This is a genomic window from Gordonia sp. NPDC003422, assembly GCF_053588675.1.
In genome coordinates this window covers 23,542-47,453 of record NZ_JBSFQL010000016.1, presented here as the reverse complement: position 1 = coordinate 47,453, position 23,912 = coordinate 23,542, and the positions used below count along the sequence as shown (strand labels likewise).

Genomic DNA, 23,912 nt, shown 5'->3' with positions numbered 1-23,912 from the left:
GGTGACTGCTCCGAACCTCACCCGCGACCAGGCGCGCGAACGCGCCGCCACCATCTCCGTCACCAACTACACCGTCGACCTCGACCTCACCGACGGTGCCGGCGCACCCGGAACCGAGACCTTCCGGTCGTCGAGCACCGTGACCTTCGGTGCCACCGAAGGCGCGAGCACCTTCATTGATCTGGTTGCACCGCGCCTGCTGTCGGCCACGTTGAACGGCACCGACCTCGACATCTCCGACTTCGACGAGTCGGTGGGGATCAAGCTGCCGAATCTGGCCGCCGACAACACGCTGGTGGTCGTCGCCGACTGCGCGTACTCCAACACCGGCGAGGGCCTGCACCGCTTTGTCGATCAGAGTGACGACTCGGTCTACCTGTACTCGCAGTTCGAAACCGCCGACGCCAAGCGAATGTTCGCCTGTTTCGACCAACCCGATCTCAAGGCGACCTACACCCTGACGGTCAAGGCGGCCGCCGATTGGAAGGTCATCTCCAACGCGGCGACCGAATCGGTGACCGACGGGGTACACCGGTTCACCGAGACAGCGCCGATGAGCACCTACCTGGTCGCGCTGATCGCCGGCCCGTACGCCGAATGGACCGACGTCTACACCGACGATCACGGCGACATCCCGCTCGGCATCTACTGCCGCGCATCCCTCGCCGAGTTCATGGATCACGAGCGGCTGTTCACCGAGACCAAGCAGGGATTTGCCTTCTACCACAAGAACTTCGGCACTCCGTACGCATTCGGCAAGTACGACCAGCTCTTCGTCCCCGAGTTCAACGCCGGCGCCATGGAGAACGCCGGTGCGGTGACCTTCCTCGAGGACTACGTGTTCCGGTCGCGGGTGACAAAATACAACTATGAGCGACGCGCCGAGACCGTCCTGCACGAGATGGCGCACATGTGGTTCGGCGATCTCGTCACCATGACCTGGTGGGACGACCTGTGGCTCAACGAATCCTTTGCCACCTTCGCCTCGGTGCTGTGCCAGGCCGAGGCCACCGAGTACACCAGTGCGTGGACGACGTTCGCGAACGTGGAGAAGTCGTGGGCCTACCGGCAGGACCAGTTGCCTTCCACCCACCCCGTCGCCGCCGACATCCCCGACATCGCCGCGGTCGAGGTGAACTTCGACGGCATCACCTACGCGAAGGGCGCTTCGGTCCTCAAGCAGCTCGTCGCCTACGTCGGCCTCGAGGATTTCCTCGCCGGGCTGCGTGACTACTTCGTGAGCCACAAGTACGGCAACGCCACCTTCTCCGATCTGCTTGCGGCGCTGGAGAAGTCGTCGGGTCGCGACCTGTCCGACTGGGGCAACCAGTGGTTGCGCACCACCGGCATCAACGTCATGCGACCCGATTTCGAGGTCGACGACGACGGCAAGTTCACGCGGTTCACCGTCGTGCAGGACGGTGCACTGCCTGGCGCGGGAGAGACCCGTACCCATCGGATGGGTGTGGGCATCTACGCCGACAACGGATCCGGCGCACTGGAGCGCGTACACAGCGTCGAACTCGACGTGTCCGGGGATCGCACCGACGTCGCCGATCTGGTGGGTGTCGAACGCGGTGCACTGATACTGCTCAACGACGGCGATCTCACCTATGCGTCGATCCGGCTCGACCCGGAGTCGCTGGCCACCGCGACCGCGCGCATCGGCGACATCACCGACTCCATGCCCCGCACGCTGGTGTGGTCGGCGGCGTGGGAAATGACCCGTCAAGCCGAGATGCGGGCCCGTGACTTCGTCGAACTGGTGGAACGCGGTATCTCCGCCGAAACCGAGATCGGGGTCGTCCAACGGGTTCTGCTGCAGGCGACCACCGCGATCGAGGCCTATGCCGACCCCGAGTGGGTGAGCGCCGAGGGGCGGTCGGGTTTCAGTGCTCGCCTCCTCGAACTCGCGCGTGCGGCGCAAGGCGGATCCGATCACCAACTCGCGTACGTCAACACCCTGCTCGCCGGTCTGCTCAATGCCGACCAGGTCGACGTGGTGCGCGGGCTACTCGACGGTGACGACCCCGCCGACCACGGCCTGCCAGGACTGGCCGTCGATACCGACCTCCGCTGGAAACTGGTGCGCGCGTTGGCAACTGCGGGAGCCATCGACACCGATCCGGATTCCACCCCGATCATCGACGCCGAGGCCGCCCGCGACAACACTGCCACCGGAACCCGCCAGGCGGCCGCGGCCCGCACCGCGCGACCGCTTGCCGAGGCCAAGGCCGACGCATGGGCAAAGGCCATCGACGACGACTCGTTGTCGAACATCTTCACCCGCACGATGATCGAGGGCTTCGCCCGTCCGGGCCAAGGCGAACTGCTCGAACCCTATGTGGCCAAGTACTTCGACGCGGTCCCCGAGGTATGGGCTCGTCGTTCGAGCGAGGTCGCGCAGACGGTGGTGATCGGCCTCTATCCCAGCGGGGCGATGACCGAGGACGCGCTGTCGCTCGCCGACGACTTCCTCGCCGGCGATCATCCGCCCGCTCTCAAGCGCCTGATCGCCGAGGGCCGCGACGGTGTTGCGCGATCGTTGCGCGCACGGAGGTTCGACCGCGGCGAGTGACTCTCAGGGCGTGACGTGCCACACGTAGCGCACTTGCGGTCGGCCGGTGTTGCCATACTCGGTGACCCGGTCGACCGCACCGTCGTCGGCCAGCCGTTCCAGGTAGCGCCATGCGGTGACACGTGAACTACCCAGCCGCGCAGCAACTTCAGAGGCAGTGAGGCCCGCCGGGCTGTCCTGGATCGCACGCCCGACGGTGTCCTCGGTCTCCGGCACGGCCCCCTTCTTGGCGGTCCGGCGATCGCCCGTCATCCGCAGTTCCGACACCGCACGGTCGACGTCACGCTGGCTGACTGCGTCACCGCTCCCCGACAGCGCTTCCCGATACCGTCGATACTGGCCGATCTTCTCCTCGAACGCTGCGAAGGTGAACGGTTTGAGGAGATACAGCAGGACGCCGTGCGACATCGCAGTCCGAACGGTCGCCAGTTCGCGCTGCGCGGTGATGGCGATGACGTCCGGACCTGGCCGAAGCCCCGACAGCGCCGCCGCGAGGTCGACGCCCCGGGCATCGGGCAGACCGAGGTCGAGCAAGACCAGATCGATCGGCGCCCCGTCCGACACCGCAGCACTGGCGGTACGCATCGCATCGTGTGCGGTCGCCACGGTGGCCACCACCTCGAAACCGCCCATGCGACGAAGATATTCACCGTTCGCCTCGGCGATCACCGGCTCGTCTTCGACGATCAGCACCCGGATCGGACGATCCCCAGACTCGCTCACGGGGCGCCCGTCGATCCGGTGTTGACGGCCCGACCCAACCGGGTCGTGACCACCGAGCCATAGGTGTTCTCCGCACGTAGCGTGCCGTGGTGGCGCGCGACCACCTGCGCGACGAGTGCGAGTCCCAACCCACGTCCCGCCTCGTCGCCGCCGTTCTTGGTCGAGTACCCACGCTCCTGCGCCTTGGTGAACACATCCGGGTCCATTCCCGGACCACTGTCGGCGACAGTGACCTCCAACGACGCGGCGTCGCCGACGATGGTCACCTCCACCCAGGGATCGTCGGGGTCGGCGGCGTCGAGGGCGTTGTCGATGAGATTGCCGACCACCGTGATCATCTCGCTCGGCTGCAGCAGGCCGGCCGTGCGGTCGGTGAGATGTGAGTCCTCGGTCAGGGTCAGCGTGATCCCCCGTTCGGATGCCTGGGCGATCTTGCCCAACAGCAGCGCCGCGAGCGTGGGCTCGGCGACCGCGTCGGTCATGTGGTCGATGAGTTGTTGGGACAGTTCCAGTTCGGTGGTGGCGGATCGTGCGGCCTCATCTGCTCGGCCCATCTCGATGAGCGTGATGATGGTGTGCAGCCGATTCGCGGACTCGTGCGCCCGCGAACGCAGCGTCTCGGCGAACCGCGTCATCGTGTCCAGCTCACCGAGTGCCTCGAGGACCTCACTGCGGTCACGGATCGTGACCACCGCGCCATCCTCGCGGCCGGGCACCGGCGATCTGCTCATCATCAGCACGCGGCCCCGATGCGCGGTCAGGACGTCGTCGAGCGATCCCACCCCGTCGATGAGGAAGCCCGGCATGTCGAGCTGGTTCTCGCCGGCGTCGGCCACAGATCCGAGAAGCCGCCTCGCCTCGTCGTTGGCCAGCACCGCACGCCCGTCGTCGAGCACGATGAGACCTTCTCTGATCGCGTGCAGTACGGCGTCGTGGTGCTCGTACATCAGGCGGAGTTCGGCGGGCGCGAGGCCTCCGGTCTGCGCTCGCAACCTCCTCCGGATGAGCCATAGTCCACCGAACGCGACCACCAGGCTCGCCACGGCGACGGTCAGGATCAGCGGCAGCTGTCCCATCCACGCCTCGGTGAGCTTCTCGATGGTGATGCCCGCAGCGACCATCCCGACGATGCGACCGTCGGGCGCACGCACCGGTGCGATCGTGCGGATCGACGGCCCGAGGGTGCCGGTCTCCTCCTCGGTGTACACCTCCCCCCGCAACGCCTGCGCTGTCGCACCGATGTACTTCTGCCCGATCAGGGCGGGCGTGGTGTGGGTGAATCGGGTTCCGTCGGTCGACATGATCGTGATGAAGGCGATCCCGGTCGCGGCTCGGACCTGCTCGGTGACCGGCTGCAGTGCCGCCGTCGGGTCAGGTGCCTCGAGCGCCGCGGCCACCGACGGCGCATCGGCCAAGGCGACCGCGACGGCGGTGACCTGGTCGCGCGCGGCGCGCTCCTCGTCGATGCGGCTGTCGATGACGGCCAGCACGCTGCCCCCGATCACGATGACCGCGACCACTGCCACCTGCAGTGCGACCGCCTGTCCCGCCAGGCTTCGCGGCAGGAGCTTGCCCATCTCGACTCCTCACGGTGTCCCGACCGCTTTCGGTTCCCGACCGGGCCGTGTGAACGTAATGAACGCAAGGGTGACCCGATTCACAACCAACCATCACCATTTCTACCGAACCCCCGACAACGACGACCGCAGGACATGCGACAACCCGAGAGGTAGGCCGATGACCTTCAGATCGCGAGCGCAGACCCCGTCCGCCGAACCACCGCTGGACAAGCGCATCGAGAAGCGCGACCGGACCCACTGGCTCTACATCGCGGTGATCGTCGCGGTTGCGGCCGGCATCGTGGTCGGTCTCGTGTGGCCGGAGTTCGGCAAGGACATCGCGTTCCTCGGCTCCATGTTCATCGACCTCATCAAGATGATGATCGCTCCGGTGATCTTCTGCACCATCGTGCTCGGCATCGGGTCGGTGCGGAAGGCCGCGACCGTCGGCAAGGTCGGTGGCCTGGCCTTCGTCTACTTCCTCGTGATGTCGACCGTCGCGTTGGCCATCGGTCTCGTCGTCGGCAACCTCATCAAGCCGGGCGAGGGACTCAACATCGACGCCAATGCGGGCAAGGGCGCCGAACTGGCCGAGGAGGCCCACGAGTCGGGCGGCACCATCGAGTTCATCCGCGGCATCGTGCCGGAATCGATGCTCTCAGCCCTCACGGAGGGCAGCGTGCTTCAGGCGCTGTTCGTCGCGCTGCTGGTGGGCTTCGCGATCCAGGCGATGGGACGCACCGGTGAGCCGATCCTCACCGCGGTCGCCTACTTCCAGAAGCTGGTGTTCAAGGTGCTCATTATGATCCTGTGGGTCGCCCCGATCGGCGCATTCGGCGCGATCGCCAACGTCGTGGGACAGACCGGCTGGGAAGCCGTCAAACAGTTGGCCGTTCTCATGTTGGCCTTCTACATCACCTGCATCGTGTTCGTATTCGGCATTCTCGGTGTGCTGCTGCGCACCATGGCCGGGGTGTCGATCTTCCGTCTGGTGCGCTATCTGGCGCGCGAGTATCTGCTGATCTTCGCGACGTCGTCGTCGGAATCCGCGCTGCCCCGGCTGATCGCCAAGATGGAGCATCTCGGCGTGGACAAGACCACCGTGGGCGTGGTGGTGCCCACCGGCTATTCGTTCAACCTCGACGGCACCGCGATCTACCTCACGATGGCCTCGATCTTCATCGCCGACGCCATGGGCGATCCGCTGTCGATCGGTGAGCAGATCGGGCTCTTGGCGTTCATGATCATCGCCTCCAAGGGCGCCGCCGGTGTCACGGGCGCCGGACTGGCCACTCTGGCGGGCGGATTGCAGGCACATCGGCCGGAAATGCTCGACGGCGTCGGCATGATCGTCGGCATCGACCGATTCATGTCGGAAGCCCGGGCGGTCACCAACTTCTCCGGCAATGCGGTGGCCACCCTGCTCGTCGGATCGTGGACCCACACCTACAACCCGGATCGGGTGGAGGATGTGCTGTCGGGTCGCGAACCCTTCAACGAGGCCAACATGGTCGACGACGACCTCGACCATCTACCCAGCACGAAGACCCAGACCGACGATGCGCCGGAGCTGGTCAAACAGTAGCGAGCACACGCAAAGGGCGCTCCCGCCTCGGTGGGAGCGCCCTTTGCGCTGTGTGCTCTCAGAACGGGCCGGATCGGCCCTCGATGTCAGCTCGACGCGGCGGCTGTCGCCATCACATGCAGTGCTGCGATGAGTCCGTCGATCAGCTTGCCCTGCCGGAAGCTGGTGACGGCTGCGGTGACGCCGAGCGCTGCGACACGATCGTTGACCCGGTCGGCCACGGCGACACCGGAAACCACCACGGCATCACGCGAGCTCGGCGAGACCGCGATAAGGGTTCCGTACGCGGGTTCCGGAGCCTTGGCGAGCACGGCCCGGGCGGAGGCAACGGCGTCGTCGCCCAGGTCGCCGAGGTACACCGAGAACCGTACGAGCGCTTTCTCGCTGGCGGCCTTGAGTGCGTCGTCGAGCGCGATCAGTTCGTCGCGGCTGAACGGCGGCGTGGTGGGCGCCTGGCCTGGGTAGCGGGTGGCCGAGACGCGTCCGCTGTTGGTGATCACGGTGCCGATGGGCAGCTCGGCCGGCGACGAGACCGTCAGCTCGCCGTGCGAGATCGGTTGGGTTACCTCACCACTTGCCACTTGCCGAACCTCCATCCACATCGCCGGGTTCTGCGTGTCGCGGCAGGGCCATCGGCTCGATGTCGGTGGCACTGAACAGCAGCGGCGCGCGATCCCACGGCTCGTCGAGTGTGTACTCCTGAACCTTCGGGTACTTCACCCCGAACGAAAACGCCATCGACACGACACACAGCACGACGAAGAATACCGTGATGATCGTGACCGGCACTCCGATGGGGACGATCAGGCTGTCGATGTCCATGTCACCCTTTCGATCGGTTGTGCCTGCGCGGCGCGGACGTGGTCATGAACGCTCCGGCGCAGGTCGTGAAAACAATCTAGCCCACCTAGGACGGTCTGGTGCAGCGGACCCCTACAGCGCGTCGTAGAACTCTGCGGACCCGTTCAGGCTGCGCCGACGGCGAGGTATTGCTCCCAGGAGGGATCGATCTCCTTGATGGTCGACAGCAAACGCCAGTGGTGCCCCTTCGGCGCGGTCGGATTGTGGTGCAGAGTCCAGCCGAGCTCGGCGAGCAGCCGATCGGCCTTGCGGTGGTTGCAGCTCGCGCAACACGCGACGCAGTTGTCCCATCCATGCGCGCCGCCCCGGCTACGCGGTACGACGTGGTCGATGGTGGTCGCCCGGCCACTGCAATAGCCGCATCGAAATCGGTCGCGGTGCATGAGCGCGGCTCTGGTCATCGGCACGACGGCCCGATAGGGAACCCGAATGTAGGTACGTAGCCGGATCACCGACGGGATCGGCACCACCGTGTCGACCGAGTGCACCGCGCGGCCTGCGTCTTCGGTGTGCACCACTTCGGCGCGTTCGCGCAGGATCAACACGATCGCGCGGCGGACCGAGATGGCGGTGAGCGGCTCGAAGGTCGCGTTGAGCAGCAGCACCCGGCGACGGCCCCACAGCGAGGAGCCGGATTCGGTCGTTGCCTGCGGTTTGATCGCCTGCTGTGCGCTGCGTGTCATTGCGCCTCCCGTCAACACCGGACGTGGTCACAGTTCACCACGGAACCCCGACATGCGCACGGCCGGAGAACCTCGATGTTGAGGGACTGTTGGACGCCCGTGACAATGGATGGTGAAAGGTGGAGACATGAGTGGCGAGATCCCGGGCGGCATCGAGCCCGCCAACTCGGGCAGGCAGCAGGCACCCGAACCGCGCAGCTTCTATGAGGCGGTCGGCGGTGCCGAGACCTTTGACCGCATCACGGCGGTGTTCTACCGCGAGGTGGCCAAGGACGACGTCCTCCGACCGCTGTATCCCGAGGCCGATCTGGGACCGGCCGAACGTCGTCTCCGCATGTTTCTCGAGCAGTACTGGGGTGGTCCGCGCACCTACTCCGACGAACGCGGACACCCCCGGCTGCGCATGCGGCACCATCCGTATCGCATCGGGCCGATCGAACGCGACGCCTGGCTGCGCTGCATGCACACGGCGATCGCGTCCATCGATGACGCCACGCTGGATTCCGAACACCGGCGAGCGCTCACCGACTACATGGAGATGGCGGCGCAGTCGATGATGAATTCGCCCATCTGACGTGCCCTCGGCGCGTCGCACCCGACGCGCCGACTTGACCTGGATTTCTCACCGAAAACCCAGGTAGGGCAGAATGACCAGAGTGAGCGATGAGACACATGGTGATGATGTCCCCGCTGAGGAAGGCGACGCCAACCAGCCCAGCGGTGTGGACACAGATGCCGACTCGATCTCGGACGCCGACGCGGCGGTGCGCGGCATTGAGACCGCCGACGCCGATGACGCTGTAGCCACACTCGACGACCAGGCACCAGACGACCAGATCTCCGCCCCCGACGCCCCGGATCAGCAAACACCGGATCACGATCAGGCCCACGAGGAACAGGCCACCGAGGACCAGGCCCCTGCGGAACTGCCAACAGATCTCGACGAGCACCCCGACGATCTCGACGACGTCGACACATCGACCGTGTTGCCACCGCCGCCGGGCGCCGGGCAGCTCGACCCGACCGACACCGAATGGTGGCGCTCGGCCGTCTTCTATCAGATCTATCCCCGGTCGTTCTCCGACCTCAACGGCGACGGGGTGGGTGACCTCCCGGGCGTGATCGACAAGCTCGGCTACCTCGAGCTGCTCGGAATCGACGCGATCTGGCTGAGTCCGATCATGCGCTCGCCGATGGCCGACCACGGATACGACGTCTCCGACCCGCGGGACATCGACCCCCTCTTCGGCGATCTGGCAGTCTTCGACGAACTGATCGAGGAAGCCCACGACCGCGACATCCGGGTCACCATGGACCTGGTTCCCAATCACACCAGCGATCAGCACGCCTGGTTCGTCGAGGCACTGGCGGCCGAGCCCGGCAGCCCGGCCCGAGAGCGCTACATCTTCCGCGAGGGCCGTGGCGACAACGGCGACGAACCACCCAACAACTGGCACAGCGTTTTCGGTGGTCCCGCCTGGACGCGCGTCACCGAGCCCGACGGCACCCCGGGCCAGTGGTACCTGCACATCTTTGCCGCCGAACAACCCGACCTCAACTGGGAGAACCCCGAGGTCTTCGAGGACCTCGAACGTACCCTGCGATTCTGGCTGGACCGGGGTGTCGACGGTTTCCGCATCGACGTGGCCCACGGGATGGCCAAGCCCGCCGACCTGCCCGACATGGATCTGTCCACTGTGGGATTGCTGCAGAACAGCGACGACGACCCGCGGTTCAACAACTACGCGGTGCACGAGATCCACCGCAAGATCCGCAAGGTGATCGACGAATACCCTGGTGCGGCAAACGTCGGCGAGATCTGGGTCGACGACAACGAACGCTTCGCCGAATACCTTCGCCCCGACGAATTGCACCTCGGGTTCAACTTCCGGCTGGCCAAGGCCGACTTCGAACCGGCCGCCATCCGCACGGCCATCGAGAACTCGTTGGATGCCGTTCTGTCCGTGGGCGGTACGCCCACCTGGACCCTCTCCAACCACGACGTGGAACGAGAGGTCAGCCGCTACGGCGACGGCGACGTCGAACTCGGCATCGCGCGGGCCAGGGCCATGTTGCTCGTCGAGATGGCGCTTCCGGGAAGCGTTTTCATCTACAACGGCGCCGAACTCGGTCTACCCAACGTCGATCTTCCCGACGACGCCCTGCAGGATCCGGTGTGGGAGCGCTCCGACCACACCGAGCGCGGCCGGGACGGTTGCCGGGTGCCGCTGCCGTGGGAGGGCACCGAGCCGCCGTTCGGCTTCACCACGGCCGAACGCACCTGGCTGCCCATTCCCGAGGACTGGGCAGGATTCACCGTCGAAGCCCAGCTCGAAGACGTCGACTCGACCCTGTCCCTGTATCGGCAGGCAATCGAGATGCGCTACGACCGACCGGAATTCGCCGGCGACACCGTCGAATGGTACGGCGCACCGGAGGGCTGCCTGGCCTTCCGCCGCTCGACCGGCGGGGTGATCTGTGCGCTCAACGTCAGCGACGCACCCGTCCCGCTGCCGCCTGGCGAACTCCTGCTCACCAGTGCCCCGCTGGTCGAAGGACAGCTACCACCCAACGCCGCGGCCTGGCTGGCCTGACCAAGTTTCAGAGCACCGACACCGACAAGTCTCGGTGCCGTCGCTGGTAAACGGAGCCGAATCGGGCGTCGATTCTTATCCAGCTGGGCGACAATCTGATTCGGACCGGCTCCTGCGGATCGATGCGATCGGTGTCGGAGGTCTCGGTGACCGCCCGACCGTCGGCGTCGCGAATGAACCCCATGCCGGTGAGCGCGAACACCGAACGCATGGTGATGCTCGCGGTCAGGGATTCGTCGTCGGCGGACACACTCAGGACATCCTGATCGAGCAGGCCCGTTGCCGGGCCATGGGCACTACCTTCCGACCGGGCCACACGCGCGCCCTCGCGCGACAACTCGACCACGCTGCGCGCCGGCACGTCGTCGACATGACGGTATCCGGCACGTGCGGGAAGTGCTCCGCGCCAAGCACTGTCGAGGCCGAATCCGGGATCGACCGGTCCCGGCGCCTCGGAACTCAGCACAGCGTGCAGGGCCGCAGCGTCGCAGACGAGGTCGTCGGGCGCCATCGATCCCACCACCGATCGCGTTGCCAGCACATCGAATCCGGTGTGGGTCCACAGCGCGATCAGTCCGTCGGGACGCGACGCGAGGCGTACGACCGCCGCGTCGTCGAGGCGTTGTGCGTGGGCGAGGAACGCGATCGCATCTGTCCGATCGCTGCCGCTGATCGAGACGAACCGCTCGTCGACACTCACCGCGACTCGTCGGTTCTGGTGAACAACTCGAGGTACGCCTTCTCCTCGGGACTCAAGCGCCGTATTCGCTGGGCGTCGACGTCGAAGGCGACGAGCTGTGTGCTCGCCACGACGGCCGGCCGATCGGGTGCCGCCGTCGGTTCGCCGTCACCCGCACCCGAGCGCACCCGTCCCGGCCGCACCTCGTAGCCGACGGTGAAATCGACTGCCCGCAACCGGGACACGTACATCGTCACCTCGAGTGGACCCTCGTCGTGTCGCAACTGCGCCTGATACTTCACATGCAGGTCCGCAACCACGCAACCGTGACGCAGATCAGCGGTCGGCCGCCCGTCGTAGAAGAGCCACGGAATGCGGGCCTCCTCGAGCAACGTCACCATGCGGGCGTGATTGATGTGGGCGAACACATCCATGTCCGACCACCGCACCGGCACCCGCACCACGTAGCCGCGGTCGATGGCCTCCCCCTCATCCTCGACGCGCACTCGCCTACCCCTTCCCCATCATCCACACTGTGTCCGTAATTCGAGTCAGTCGGCCGCCGCCGTCAGCGAATGACGCTGCGCAACTGCCGGGCCGCGACCGACAGCGTCGCCAGGTCCTGTGTCCCGGACTCGTCGATCTCCGACAGCACGGTCCGCACCCGGGCGAGCCGCGACGACTGCGACGATTCCCATTCGTCGATCTTCTCCGCCGACGACTCCTCGGGTTCACTGACCTCGAGGATCTTGAGTGTCAGCGCCCGCAGCGCACCGTGCATGTCATCGCGTAATGCCAAGCGTGCCAGTGCATGCCATCGATCCCCGAAGTCGAGGTTCGACACCGCCGTCAACAGATCCTCGAGACCGAAATGTTCCATCACGGCGAAGTAGAGTTCGCCGACCTCCACCGGGTCGCGGTCGGAGATCTCGGCGGAGTCGATGATGTCCAGCAAACAGAACCGATGCAGGCTCACCGCAACGTCCCGCGCGAGTTCCTCGGGGACACCCCGGTCGCGGTATCCGGCCACCCGGTCGTCGACGTCGCGAGCCGAACTCTCGCCGAACCACTCGTCCATCACCGCCGACAGCCGGCCGATTCGCTCGGTATAGCGCGTGATCTCGGCAGCGATCGCCAGCGGCTGCGGGCGGAAGGCGAGCATCCACCGCGAGGCGCGGAACACCAGTCGGCGCGCGTAGAGCATCATCTGGTCGACGGTCTCCGCGGGGGCATCGGTGCGCCCGATCCGGGAGAACAGCTCGGACATCCCAAAGATCTTGTTGGACACCACATATGCACGCACACCCTCCTCGGTGGTGCAACCGGTGCCCTCACTGAGTCGGAACAGATGGGTCATGCCTGCCTGATCGACCACGTCGTTGACCAGCGTCGTGGTGACGATCTCACGACGGAGCCGGTGATGATGGATCGCAGACTGGTACTCACCGCGCAGCACCTGCGGGAAATACCGTCCGACGCGGGCGGAGAACACATCGTTGTCCGGCAGGTCGCTGGCCAGCAGGTCGGCCTTGGCCAGCAGTTTGACGTGGGCCATCAGCGTGGCGAGCTCGGGCGAGGTGAGTCCTCGATGTAGTTCGCCCTGAGCCCTTTTGCGCAGTTCGATCGCGTCGGGCAGCGCCTCGAGCCGCAGGTCGATGCCACGCTCCCGAGACATCGCATACAGCATCCGCGCGTGCACTTCGAGGCGCTCATGTTCGAAGGTGCGGCTGAACCCCAACTCGGCATTCTGTGAGATGTTGTCTGCCAGAACGAGGTCGGCCACCTCGTCGGTCATCGACTCCAACAACGGATTCCGCTGGTCGGCGGGCAACTGTCCGTTCGACACCACCGAGTCGAGCAGGATCTTGATGTTCACCTCGTGGTCGGAGCAGTCGACGCCCGCCGAATTGTCCAGGGCGTCGGTGTTGACCCGACCACCGGAAAGGTCGAACTCGATACGCCCCCGCTCGGTGACACCCAGATTGCCGCCTTCACCGATGACCTTGGCGCGCACCTGATCTCCGTTGACCCGGATGGCGTCGTTGGACTTGTCCCCCACATCCGCGTCGGACTCGGCGCTGGATTTCACATAGGTTCCGATGCCACCGTTCCAGAGCAGATCCACCGGCGCCTGCAGGATGGCGTGGATCAGTTCGGGCGGCGACAACTCCGTCGTGTCGTCGGGAAGGCCGAGCGCCGATGTCATCTCGGCGCTGATCGGAATGCTCTTGCGATCCCGGGCCCACACCCCACCACCCGCACTGATCAGGTCTGCGTCGTAGTCGGCCCAAGATGACCGCGGCAACTCGAACAGCCGAGTGCGCTCCGCGAAGGACGACGCGGCATCGGGGTCGGGATCGACAAAGATGTGGCGATGATCAAACGCTGCAACCAGCCGGATGTGTTCGGAGAGCAGCATTCCGTTACCGAAGACGTCACCGCTCATGTCACCGATGCCGACGACGGTGAAGTCCTGCGACTGGGTGTCGACGCCGATCTCCCGGAAATGCCGCTTGACCGACTCCCAGGCTCCGCGGGCGGTGATGCCCATCGCCTTGTGGTCGTATCCCGCCGACCCGCCCGAGGCGAAGGCATCTCCGAGCCAGAATCCATACTGTGCCGCAACATCATTGGCGATGTCGGAGAACGCCGCGGTCCCCTTGTCCGCGGCGACCACCAGGTAGCTGTCGTCACCGTCGCGCCGAACGACGGACCGAGCGGGGACCACCTCTCCCGACTGACGGTCGATGTTGTCGGTGACGTCGAGCAGGCCGGCGATGAACTGCCGATAGCACGCGATTCCCTCCGCGCGCTGGGCATCCCGGTCGGCGGCCGGGTCACCGGTCGGTGTGGGCGGTCGTTTGACGACGAATCCACCCTTGGCGCCGACCGGGACGATCACGGCGTTCTTCACGGCCTGAGCCTTGACGAGGCCGAGGATCTCGGTGCGGAAGTCCTCCCGACGATCCGACCAGCGCAGACCGCCGCGCGCGACGGCACCGAAGCGCAGATGCACACCTTCGACTCGGGGTGAGTAGACGAAGATCTCGTGCAGCGGACGAGGTTTGGGGGCCTGCGGGATGTCGCGCGGACGCAGCTTGAACGACATCACCGGTTGATGATCGCCGTTCTCGTCGGCGACGAAGTAGTTGGTCCGCGAGGTTCCGGTGATCACCGATGCGAATGCCGACACGATCCGGTCGGCGTCGAGGCTCAGCACCGCGCCGATGTCGGTCTCGAGTTGCGAAAGCGCCCGTGCACGCGCCGATTCGTCCGCGCTGGCCGGGTCGAAGGAGGCGCCGAACGCCGCCACCAGACCTCGTGTCACATCCCGATACTCACCCAGAACGCGTGCCACATGGGTTGCGCTGTAGGCAAATCCGCATTGCCGAAGGTAGCGGCCGTAGGCCCGGAGCATGGCTGCGGCCCGCCAGTCCAGCCCACAGCGGATGACCAATTCGTTGAAGGCGTCCACCTCGGCGCCCGCAGCCCAGATCTGCCGGAAGGCGTCGGTGAATCGGGCATCCAGATCATCGACGGCCTCGGTGTCGACGGTCATCCCGGTCGCGAGCGTCACCCCGAATTCGTAAGCCCAGCAGACCGTTCCGTCGGCCCGGCTGATCTCGTAGGGATGTTCGTCGAGCACCTCGAGTCCCAGGCTGTGCAGGACGGGCAGCACATCGGTGAGCGTCGCGGACTCATCGCACAGATACAGGGTGAACGACCAACGACTGTCCACGATGTGGTCGCCGTCGCGGTCCGATCGCAGGGTGACCGCCGTCTGTCCCGGCTCGAGCCCGAGCACATTGATCAGGTCGTCGACCGCGTCGCGCGGTGCGCGCTGCTCCTTGTAGTCGCCGGCGAGGGCAGGGAGCTGACGCAGCACGAGGTCGGCGTCGGCCCCGGCCACGCCGGAGAGCTCGGGGTCGGTGGCGATCTCGCGGACCCGTTCGTCCCAGCCCCGGATCGCGTACGTCAGCGCTGCCTGCATTCGTGCGTGGGTGGCCGATCCGGTATCGAGCGGCCCCAGTTCCCGGGCGGTGTCCGCGTCGACCCGAACCAGCACCTGCAGCAGCGCGAGTGGCATCTCGCTGACCCGCGCCGTGTACTCGAGGTCGCTGCCCCCGAGCGTGTCCACCAGGGCGTTCTCCAGAGCGAGTCGGGACTGGGTGTTATAGCGATCGCGCGGCAGGTAGATGAGCGCGACCGCGGTATGCCCGGCCGGGTTGGCGCGGACGAACAGCCGCAGCGACCGTGTGGCGACGGCGTCGAGCATCTCGCTGACCCGCCGGCCCAGCTCGGCTTCCGTCGAGGAGAACATCTCCACCAGCGGGTAGTTCTGCAGCAGTTCGATCATCGACTGACCGGCGAACGAGTCCTCGTCGACACCCGCGTGCTGGAGCACGTCGTGCACCTTGACGCGCAGCACGGGAACGTCGAGCACCGTTTGGTGCAGTCCCGACGAGGTGAAGACGCCGAGGAATCGGTGTTCGCCGTCGTAGTTGCCCTGCCGATCGAAGGCGGGGACCTGCAGCAGCACCGGAAAGTTCGACCGCTGAATGCCGGTCTCCATGTGCACACGACACACCCTGGGCAACAACGGAGAATCCACGACGGCAGGAAACTCGCTGCTCACCGCATCGGTCCGCCACACTCCTCGACGCTGCTCCAAGGTGTCGTCGTTGCCCACCCGGGCGTAGCCGAGCGGGTGAAAGTGGTTGCCGGCGAACCATTCCAGCAGCTTCGAATACTCGTAGCGATCGGTCGCGCGGATACCGGTCGATTCGCGCACCGGAGCGAGCGACACCTCGGTCGCGCATCGGCTCAGGCTTGCACGCATGTCCGCCGCGTCGCGCTCCACATCGGCAACGCGCCCGACCACCTCGAGCAGGTCGGCTCGTAGCGCCTGCGCGTCGATGCCCTGGTGGCGGCCCAGCCCACCGACGAAGATCCACGACTCCCAGACGGCCCCGGTGACGTCGTCGATCGCGACGAGACGCCCATTGTCGCGCTGCACCGGCATCACCGGATGGTCCATCCGGTCAACGGTGAGATCGTGCGCTTCCACGGTCGCGAGGACGGCCTCGACCAGGTGCGGCATGTCGTCGTTGACCACGACGATGTCGATGCCGCCGCTGTCGCCGACGGTCACCTCGACCAGCGCCTCCCCGGGCCGCCGCACCTGCGCGACCTCGAGATGGCGCAACACCTGTTCGGCATCCTGGTCGTAGGCGGCCGCCGACCCATCGGCACGTTGTTTGAAGTAGCGATTCACCGCATCCGGCACGAGCGACGTCACGCTTTCGATGCTATCGACCGCGCGCCGCGAGACCTACCCCATCGCGGGCGAGTTTCAGTCGCGGGTCAGTTTGCGGTGTGTCACGCGATGCGGCCGGGCCGCGTCGGCACCGAGTCGGTCCACCTTGTTGGCCTCGTAGGCCTCGAAGTTGCCCTCGAACCAGAACCACTGGCCCTCCTCGACGTTGCCCTCCCACGCCAGGATGTGGGTACAGGTGCGGTCGAGGAACCAGCGGTCGTGGCTGATCACCACGGCGCAGCCGGGGAACTTCTCCAGCGCGTTCTCCAGCGATCCGAGTGTCTCGACGTCGAGGTCGTTGGTCGGCTCGTCGAGCAGGATCAGGTTGCCGCCCTCTTTCAGGGTCAGCGCGAGGTTGAGCCGGTTGCGCTCACCGCCGGACAGCACCTCGGACCGCTTCTGCTGATCGGGGCCCTTGAAGCCGAAGGCGCTGACGTACGCGCGCGACGGCATCTCGTTCTGTCCGACCTCGATGTAGTCGAGGCCGTCGGAGACGACCTCCCACACCGTCTTCTTGGGGTCGATGTTGGCGCGCCCCTGGTCGACGTAGCTGAGCTTGACCGTCTCGCCGACCTTGACGGTTCCGGAATCCGGCTGCTCGAGGCCCACGATGGTCTTGAACAGGGTCGTTTTTCCGACGCCGTTGGGTCCGATGACGCCGACGATGCCGTTTCGCGGCAGGGTGAACGAGAGGTCCTTGATCAGCACGCGACCCTCGAAGCCCTTGTCGAGATGACTGACCTCGACGACGACGTCACCGAGGCGCGGCGGCGTCGGGATCTGGATCTCCTCGAAGTCGAGCTTGCGGGTCTTCTCCGCCTCGGTCGCCATCTCCTCGTAGCGGGCCAGACGCGCCTTGTTCTTGGTCTGGCGGGCCTTGGCACCCGACCGGACCCAGGCGAGTTCTTCCTTGAGCCGCTTCTGCAGCTTCTGGTCCTTCTTGCCCTGGACCTCGAGACGCTCGGCCTTCTTCTCCAGGTAGGTGGAGTAGTTGCCCTCGTAGGGGATCAGCTTTCCGCGGTCGACCTCGCAGATCCATTCCGCGACGTGGTCGAGGAAGTAGCGGTCGTGGGTGACGGCGAGGACGGCGCCCGGGTACGACGCCAGGAACTGCTCGAGCCACAGAACGCTCTCGGCGTCGAGGTGGTTGGTCGGCTCGTCGAGCAGCAGCAGGTCGGGCTTGGCCAGCAGCAGCTTGCACAACGCCACGCGGCGCCGCTCGCCGCCGGAGAGGTGGGTGACCGGCGAATCGCCGGGCGGGCAACGCAGCGCATCCATCGCCTGCTCGAGTTGGGAGTCGAGGTCCCAGGCGTCGGCGTTGTCGAGGTCCTCCTGGAGCTTGCCCATCTCTTCCATGAGCTCGTCGGAGTAGTCGGTGGCCATCAACTCGGCCACCTCGTTGAAGCGATCGAGCTTGACCTTGATCTCGCCCATCCCCTCCTCGACGTTCTCCTTGACCGTCTTCTCCTCGTTCAGTGGCGGCTCCTGCAGCAGGATGCCGACCGTCGCGTCGGGGTCGAGGAAGGCCTCGCCATTCGACGGCTGGTCGATGCCGGCCATGATCTTGAGGATCGACGACTTACCCGCGCCGTTCGGACCGACCACGCCGATCTTGGCGCCGGGGAAGAAGGACATCGTGACGTCATCGAGAATCACCTTGTCGCCGTGCGCCTTACGCACCTTCTTCATCGTGTACACAAATTCTGGCATAAATTGCACTCCTGACCTGCGGCGGAACGATTCTTGCGTGCAACCCACTTGCAGCCTCATCGTCGGCGGCAGGGGTTGCGAGCGGTTCTTATCCTCGATCCTAGTGGGGCGGGTCAGTCGCCCCTCACGAGACGCTGCACCGTCCGCCGCGAGATACCAAAAGTCTCCGCTAACACCCCCGTAGGCTCCCCCGCCGCGTGCATCCGGCGCAACGTGGCGACCTTCCCATCGTCCAACGCGGCGGGACGACCCGTAGGTAGTCCCCGCTCAGCGCGAGCCTCGCGGGCAGCGGCGCGGCGTTCCCTCCCAAGTTCAAGTTCCAGTTCCGCCATGCTCGCCATCACACCGAAGACGGCGCGACCGACCGCCGTCGATGAATCAACACCCTCACGGAGCGATTTGATGATGATGCCCTTTTCGAGAAGGTCTTTGATCGTGGACATGACCTCAGCAGCACTGCGCCCCAAGCGATCAATGCCCGCCACGACAATCACATCACCCTCACGGGCAGCAGCGAGGAGAGCCGCGAGACCGGGGCGGCTCATCGTGCTCCCGGTGAGCTTGTCCGAATAGATCCGGTCGGCGGGGACGCCAGCCTCAGTCAGCGCGTCAGTCTGCTGGTCGAGACTCTGATGAGTGGTCGAAACCCTCGCGTAACCGAGAACGTACGGGGTGACAGTGGCGGTATCGCTCATGCACCTAGAGTACGCGACAAAACACTTTTGACACAAGGTTTTGGCGCACCCTTTTTGACGCAACTTTTGTCGCGGCGCGACCTGGGGTTTCGCGTGGGCGATGGGTTCCCATGACGCCCGCGACAATGCTCTAGTTTTGTCGCAAGGGATTGAGCATGAAAAAGCCCCAGCACGGGGTGGTGCCGGGGCTCTCGGGGTAACCCCCACTCGCGTGGGGAAGGCAGTGCCTATCCAGTCAACCGTCCAAGGGTCGGGGTAACCCCCACTCGCGTGGGGAAGGTGCCGGTCATGCCGATGCAGATCCAAAAGAACGGGTAACCCCCACCGAAGTGGGGAAGGTGCAGAGCGCTCCGCGCCCTCGCTGAGCGATGGGGTAACCCCCACTTGCGTGGGGAAGATGACTCTTAGAATAGTCGCGGGCGGAGAGCCCGCAAACGAGTCAACGCTTGCGCCGACGATCCCACGCTGCCTCAATCGCCCGGGCAAGCGCCGCCCTCCCCTGGTGACCCGCAGGGTCCAGGTCGAAAGCAGCCCGTGCCAGCCACCGCTGATGATACGAGAGATTGTCAGGGTCCTCGGTGCCATCGAGCGCGAGACCAGCGGCAATGGTCGCCGCACGGCTGGGCTCATCCCCCGTGAGCACCCGCGTCTTCCCCAGCAGGGTCAGCGTGGGGAGGCTACCAGCGTCAATCCTCCCCCGAATGCTATTCGGGTGAACGCCGAGCGCCCGCGCTGTCTCTCGCACCGTCCGCGACGCGGCAATTTGCGCAGCGAACGCCGGGTATTCGCGCAGCGTGGGACGCTCCTCCTCGGGCGCGAGATACACGGTGCGCCAGGAGCAATGGAGCGCACGGGCAAGCGTGGCGACGGGGACGGGCTGGTCTCGGGGGTCTCGGGTCGTGGTTGTCGTGGTGTTCATCATTGTGTTCCTTTCAAGAAGTTCGGGGCGGGTCGCGCGGCGGACTAGCGCCACGTCCCCTCCGCCTGGGGCTCATCAGTGAACTCCAAGAGATCGAACGTGGGATCCGCGATCTCACGGATCTGTTCGCGTAGGTCAGCGGGGGTATCGGTGGTGGGCTCAGCCCCACCCTGACGAGATGCCAAGAGCGGGTCGATCTCGGAATCAGCGCCGCGATCAGCCACCCGCTCCGCGATTTGAGGGATGCTCAGCGCGGGGAGTGGGGTCTGGGGCACTGGACCCAACTCCTGAAGCGCCCTCCTCACGTCACCCGTCACCTCATCCATCCACACAGTTCGGAGCGCCACGGTCTGGTGACCCTCCGCGCTGAGGTAGCCGAAGCCGCGAGGCGTCTGCGAAGTCATCAAATCCGCTTTCGCCTGGCTGATGGTGTCGGCGGTGCCCGCGATGAGCGATTCAATCGTCCACTCATCGTCAATTTTCATGACAAGCTTTGTCTTGCAATTCTTTTGGACATGCATAGGCACCACATCGGCGTTGATTTTCTGACCGATCAAGATGAGGAAAACCAAGGCACCACGACCACGTTGAGCCACGTTCCGCAAGAGGCGGTGCTGAAGATCGGCTTTGACTGCCTCCTCAGGACTCTTTGCGCCAGAGGACTTTTCGAGAAGCCCAATCTCATCGACAACCAGGTAAGTGGGAGTCCAGGAGACTCGCTCAGCCTCGATCTCAGCCTCCCCCGCCCCGTCCATTTCGAGGCGAGCCAGGGTCGCGTAACGCTCGCTCATCAGGTTGTTCACATGGTCCGCTTGACTCCAAAGCCCCTGGATGCTACCCGTGGCGGAACAGAGGGATTCAAGCGCCGCATACGATTTGCTGCCATCCCCGTTCTTGAGATCCGCGTAGTGGGTATCGCAAGAGCGCAAGCGTAATTGGGCGAGCAGCGCGTGGAGGGTCACGGTTTTACCCGCACCCGTAGTCGCGCCGATCAACATGTGGCTGCCCATGTCGAGCCAGACCGGCGTGCGTTCCATCGACATACCGGCGAAGAGTGACCAGTTATCGGGAGCCTGTCCAAGAACTTTACGCAGGTCAGAGAGGGTGGCGCTGGGGATCGCAGGCTGCTCCTGGAAAACCAGCCGCAGTTTGACGTGTTCATGCCCTTCGCCAGCCCCCACCGTGTGACCGATAGCCACGACACGCGCCGCGCCAATCGCCGGGGCGAGCACTTCGGTTCCCCACTGCATTACACGGGGGCGAGTGCTACCCGGAGGGATCGGAATCACCATCGCCAAGTCGACCTTTTCGCTCGCGGGTAACGCCGGATTCAGGAGAGTGGCGAACGGGAGCCTGCGAGAACCCTTCTCCGCGTATGCGATTCGCATCCCCTCGTAGTAGCGGCGGCGGCTCGGATTCCACCCGTGTGAAACATCCAGCATCCCCAGACCCGGTGCGAGATGGCTGGTCCACGCGAGGTTCGCCACCCGCCGTAACGCCGCTTCCTTCGTAGCGCGAGTCCCACCCACAAAGCGGTCAGAGCCCCCACGCCCCAGGAGAACGCTCGCGGCGAGCAACGCGACGCCAGGAGACGCGAAGATCAACGCGGCGAGAAGAGCGCCGGGGGAAGTCGGGGAACCAAGGAGAATCAAGAGCCCCAGGACGAGGAACGGGGCGGCAACCAGGTAAGTAACCCACCAGCGCGAGAGTGCGGCAAAAAGCCCTGGGCGATCCACTCTAGCCACGTAAGCCAAGTCGCGCCACGTCGGGGGGTTCGTCACGCTCCACCCGGCAATCGGTTGCAGCGCACTGAAATTCTTCAGCATGAACTTGAGGTAGATGCGATCCCTGCGGTCCTTCCTCGGGTTGAGTCCAGGAATCTGATGCGACGCAGCCATATTCGAGTCGTAGTCGAAACCTAAGTTGATCATCGTGCCCTCCTTTCGTCTGTGGTGCCCTGGGGCTGGGGCGGGGTAACCCCCACTCGCGTGGGGAAGGTCGATCAGGCGGCGACCGGGACGTTCTCAGCGAGAGCAAGGGCGAGAGCATCAGTCCTCGCCTCCCGCATCTCTGACCAGGCATCCACCGGGGTACCGTCAGCCGCGTAAGCCACGACTACCGGGGCGGCGCGCTTCGCACCAGGTGCCAGATCATCCAGGTCAGCGAGGACACTGATCGCCGCGTCAGAATCGCCGGGGATGACCGTCACTTGACCTGCGCTAATGGCGGCGCTGAGCTTCCGCTTGGTCCTCACGCAACCGGGGCAGAATCCGGCTGGCGCGACCACCAAACGGACATGAACTGGGGAAGTCGATTCACTCGGGTTACTCATCTCAGTCGTCCTCGCCGTCCAGATCATCGAAGTCGCTGGTCACGGCGCTAGGGGTCGGCAGTTCGCCCCGCTTTGCGGCGGCAATCGCGGCGGCACGAGCAGCCTTCGCGGACTCGGCGGCAATCTCCGCGTCGATCTGCGCGGTGACAATCGAGGTCAGCGCCGTCAGCACAGCGGCGGGCGGGGAAAGCGTGTCAATCGTGGCGTCCGCGAACTCGGTGATCGCGGCGAGATCGGCGCTGTTCTTGAATCGACTGCGGGGGATGCTGGACTTGGCGTACTCGCGGTCAGCGACCAGAGCTACGAGGGCGGGGATCAACTCCTCAGCATCGGTCATCCCCTTACGGGCGCTTGCAATTGTGTTGGTACTCATGTGATTTCCTTCTTTCTGTGTTGTGTTCTTACTTCTCCCCGACATCTGGACGGGAAATCTGGGGTGGGTCAAGGCAACTCGTACTCGCTGACCCATGCAGCGGCGGCAGCGCACGCGGGGTAACTCTGACGCGAGAATCCCGTCTGCGTGGTCCCCTGGCTGGTCAGCGGGTCGACACACGCCCCCTGGAAAGTCGCTAGCTGCGTGAGGGTGGGCGCAGGCAGATTCGCGCTGTTCAGAGGCTTGATCGCCGCCGCCCACGCGTTCCTCACGTCCACCTGGTAACGGCAGAATCCCCCACCGCTCGCCGCATCCGGGCAGACCGCGACACTCGCCGCCCACCACTTCGCGCTCGGGAGCAACCCCGACCAGGGGCTGAGCGGCATCTGCATGACCTGCGGGAATGAAGTGTCACTCGCTAGCAACTGCTTCTGAGCGGGCGTCATCTGAGGCGACGCATCCTGGTCTTTCACGATCACCTGAACGGGCGAGAACCACCGCTTGCCCGACTTCGACACCACGGGAAACACCCTGTCGCGCAGAGCATCTGCGGCAGTCACGACCTCCTGAGGAACACCCCAGAGCCCCGTGGTACCAGGGTTGAAAACACCACCCGATGGCGCGCGGCGTCTCACCTCCGCGAACGCTTGATCGGCAGTCATGTCGCTGGTCAGGTAAGAAGCCGGATCGGATGATCCCACGCGGGTGGTGGGCTGGGGCTGACCGGATTTCACGGCATCCCAATCGACCTCGGAAACTTCACTGATCGGGTCCTGGAACATGGTCTGGATCGCGCCGATCACGAGACCAGCACCCACCCAAACCACGAGGAACAGAGCGAGGGTCGGGAGGAAGCGACGGCGATTCTGGGGGCTACTCATCGCGCACCCCCGTCCTGCGCCTGGCGCTTCATCTCATCGCGGATTTGGCGAGCGAGGCTATTCAAGTCAGCGGGTGACTCTTTGGCGGACTCCTGGCGCTCCTGAGCCTGCTTCTGGGCGTCTTCCTGGGCGATCTGGTGGTTGGACTTATCGGGGAAAAGGAAACCCACCGGGTTGCACCCGCCAGCCAGCACCAAGGCGATAGCGATGACCAGGAAAAATCTGATCTTCCCTCGGAAAAACCACCCGCCAAAACGGGCGGTGGCGCGAGCGCCGCGAGCAGTGGATTTGACGTTATCACCGAAGGTCGGACCCTCCTCGGCGAACGGGTCATAGGGGGAAAGGGGGCTACTCATCGAAAACTCCTCTCGGGGTAAGGGGCGGGGACGGGCTGGTGGGCGACCTCGGCGGCGCGCGCCATGA

General features: G+C 65.3%; 18 protein-coding genes. 4 read left to right on the top strand and 14 right to left on the bottom strand.

Going from position 1 to position 23,912, the window contains the following annotated elements; genetic code table 11:
* Position 1 precedes the first annotated feature (1 nt).
* Positions 2 to 2,578 carry an aminopeptidase N gene (gene pepN / locus ACWDTF_RS14775; protein ID WP_240859991.1) on the top strand — a complete coding sequence of 859 codons (2,577 nt, stop codon included), beginning with the start codon at positions 2 to 4 and terminating at the stop codon, positions 2,576 to 2,578.
* A gap of 3 nt (positions 2,579 to 2,581) precedes the next feature.
* Here pepN and ACWDTF_RS14770 read toward each other — a convergent pair whose 3' ends face one another.
* Together ACWDTF_RS14770 and ACWDTF_RS14765 are read right to left on the bottom strand one after the other, a co-directional pair.
* On the bottom strand, positions 2,582 to 3,301 hold the full coding sequence (locus ACWDTF_RS14770) for a response regulator (RefSeq protein ID WP_240859993.1): 720 nt from the start codon (positions 3,299 to 3,301) through the stop codon (positions 2,582 to 2,584).
* Positions 3,298 to 4,878 (bottom strand): sensor histidine kinase, encoded by a 1,581-nt coding sequence (locus tag ACWDTF_RS14765; RefSeq protein ID WP_449754593.1) that lies wholly within the window; start codon positions 4,876 to 4,878, stop codon positions 3,298 to 3,300. Before ACWDTF_RS14765 ends, ACWDTF_RS14770 begins: the two co-directional genes overlap by 4 nt.
* Before the next feature lie 160 nt (positions 4,879 to 5,038).
* Between ACWDTF_RS14765 and ACWDTF_RS14760 the strand changes: the two genes are divergently transcribed.
* Positions 5,039 to 6,445, top strand: coding sequence for a cation:dicarboxylate symporter family transporter (locus tag ACWDTF_RS14760; RefSeq protein ID WP_240859996.1), 1,407 nt, complete (start codon positions 5,039 to 5,041; stop codon positions 6,443 to 6,445).
* Positions 6,446 to 6,531: 86 nt separating this feature from the next.
* On the opposite strand, the gene ACWDTF_RS14755 is transcribed toward ACWDTF_RS14760, so the two are convergent.
* The 3 genes from ACWDTF_RS14755 to ACWDTF_RS14745 all read right to left on the bottom strand — a co-directional run bounded on the left by ACWDTF_RS14755 (position 6,532) and on the right by ACWDTF_RS14745 (position 7,989).
* On the bottom strand, positions 6,532 to 7,026 hold the full coding sequence (locus ACWDTF_RS14755) for a DUF5130 family protein (RefSeq protein ID WP_240859998.1): 495 nt from the start codon (positions 7,024 to 7,026) through the stop codon (positions 6,532 to 6,534).
* Positions 7,013 to 7,267 (bottom strand): aa3-type cytochrome oxidase subunit CtaJ, encoded by a 255-nt coding sequence (gene ctaJ / locus ACWDTF_RS14750; RefSeq protein WP_276615065.1) that lies wholly within the window; start codon positions 7,265 to 7,267, stop codon positions 7,013 to 7,015. The genes ACWDTF_RS14755 and ctaJ overlap by 14 nt, the downstream gene beginning before the upstream one ends.
* Positions 7,268 to 7,410: 143 nt before the next feature.
* Positions 7,411 to 7,989: an HNH endonuclease gene (locus ACWDTF_RS14745; RefSeq protein WP_449754592.1), complete on the bottom strand. Its 579-nt coding sequence runs from the start codon at positions 7,987 to 7,989 to the stop codon at positions 7,411 to 7,413.
* Between the two features lie 127 nt (positions 7,990 to 8,116).
* Here ACWDTF_RS14745 and ACWDTF_RS14740 point away from each other — a divergent pair, with 127 nt between their 5' ends.
* Both ACWDTF_RS14740 and ACWDTF_RS14735 read left to right on the top strand, forming a co-directional pair.
* Positions 8,117 to 8,563 (top strand): globin, encoded by a 447-nt coding sequence (locus ACWDTF_RS14740; protein ID WP_355276109.1) that lies wholly within the window; start codon positions 8,117 to 8,119, stop codon positions 8,561 to 8,563.
* Between the two features lie 73 nt (positions 8,564 to 8,636).
* On the top strand, positions 8,637 to 10,583 hold the full coding sequence (locus ACWDTF_RS14735; protein ID WP_449754591.1) for a glycoside hydrolase family 13 protein: 1,947 nt from the start codon (positions 8,637 to 8,639) through the stop codon (positions 10,581 to 10,583).
* A gap of 7 nt (positions 10,584 to 10,590) precedes the next feature.
* On the opposite strand, the gene ACWDTF_RS14730 is transcribed toward ACWDTF_RS14735, so the two are convergent.
* The 9 genes from ACWDTF_RS14730 to ACWDTF_RS14690 all read right to left on the bottom strand — a co-directional run bounded on the left by ACWDTF_RS14730 (position 10,591) and on the right by ACWDTF_RS14690 (position 23,845).
* Positions 10,591 to 11,283, bottom strand: a complete 693-nt coding sequence (locus tag ACWDTF_RS14730; protein WP_240860006.1) for a hypothetical protein — start codon at positions 11,281 to 11,283, stop codon at positions 10,591 to 10,593.
* The gene (locus tag ACWDTF_RS14725) at positions 11,280 to 11,768 is read right to left on the bottom strand and encodes an acyl-CoA thioesterase (RefSeq protein ID WP_240860007.1); all 489 of its coding nucleotides are present in this window, start codon (positions 11,766 to 11,768) and stop codon (positions 11,280 to 11,282) included. The genes ACWDTF_RS14730 and ACWDTF_RS14725 overlap by 4 nt, the downstream gene beginning before the upstream one ends.
* A gap of 62 nt (positions 11,769 to 11,830) precedes the next feature.
* Entirely contained in the window at positions 11,831 to 16,561 is a 4,731-nt protein-coding gene (locus ACWDTF_RS14720) for an NAD-glutamate dehydrogenase (RefSeq protein ID WP_449754590.1), read from the bottom strand.
* Between the two features lie 54 nt (positions 16,562 to 16,615).
* Positions 16,616 to 18,289, bottom strand: coding sequence for an energy-dependent translational throttle protein EttA (gene ettA, locus ACWDTF_RS14715; protein WP_449754589.1), 1,674 nt, complete (start codon positions 18,287 to 18,289; stop codon positions 16,616 to 16,618).
* Between the two features lie 113 nt (positions 18,290 to 18,402).
* The gene (locus ACWDTF_RS14710; RefSeq protein ID WP_449754588.1) at positions 18,403 to 18,984 is read right to left on the bottom strand and encodes a recombinase family protein; all 582 of its coding nucleotides are present in this window, start codon (positions 18,982 to 18,984) and stop codon (positions 18,403 to 18,405) included.
* Between the two features lie 963 nt (positions 18,985 to 19,947).
* Positions 19,948 to 21,834 carry a hypothetical protein gene (locus ACWDTF_RS14705; RefSeq protein WP_449754587.1) on the bottom strand — a complete coding sequence of 629 codons (1,887 nt, stop codon included), beginning with the start codon at positions 21,832 to 21,834 and terminating at the stop codon, positions 19,948 to 19,950.
* Positions 21,835 to 22,236: 402 nt separating this feature from the next.
* Positions 22,237 to 22,608 carry a hypothetical protein gene (locus ACWDTF_RS14700; RefSeq protein WP_449754586.1) on the bottom strand — a complete coding sequence of 124 codons (372 nt, stop codon included), beginning with the start codon at positions 22,606 to 22,608 and terminating at the stop codon, positions 22,237 to 22,239.
* Positions 22,609 to 22,676: 68 nt separating this feature from the next.
* The gene (locus tag ACWDTF_RS14695; RefSeq protein WP_449754585.1) at positions 22,677 to 23,489 is read right to left on the bottom strand and encodes a hypothetical protein; all 813 of its coding nucleotides are present in this window, start codon (positions 23,487 to 23,489) and stop codon (positions 22,677 to 22,679) included.
* Positions 23,486 to 23,845 (bottom strand): hypothetical protein, encoded by a 360-nt coding sequence (locus ACWDTF_RS14690; RefSeq protein WP_449754584.1) that lies wholly within the window; start codon positions 23,843 to 23,845, stop codon positions 23,486 to 23,488. Before ACWDTF_RS14690 ends, ACWDTF_RS14695 begins: the two co-directional genes overlap by 4 nt.
* Positions 23,846 to 23,912 lie beyond the last annotated feature (67 nt).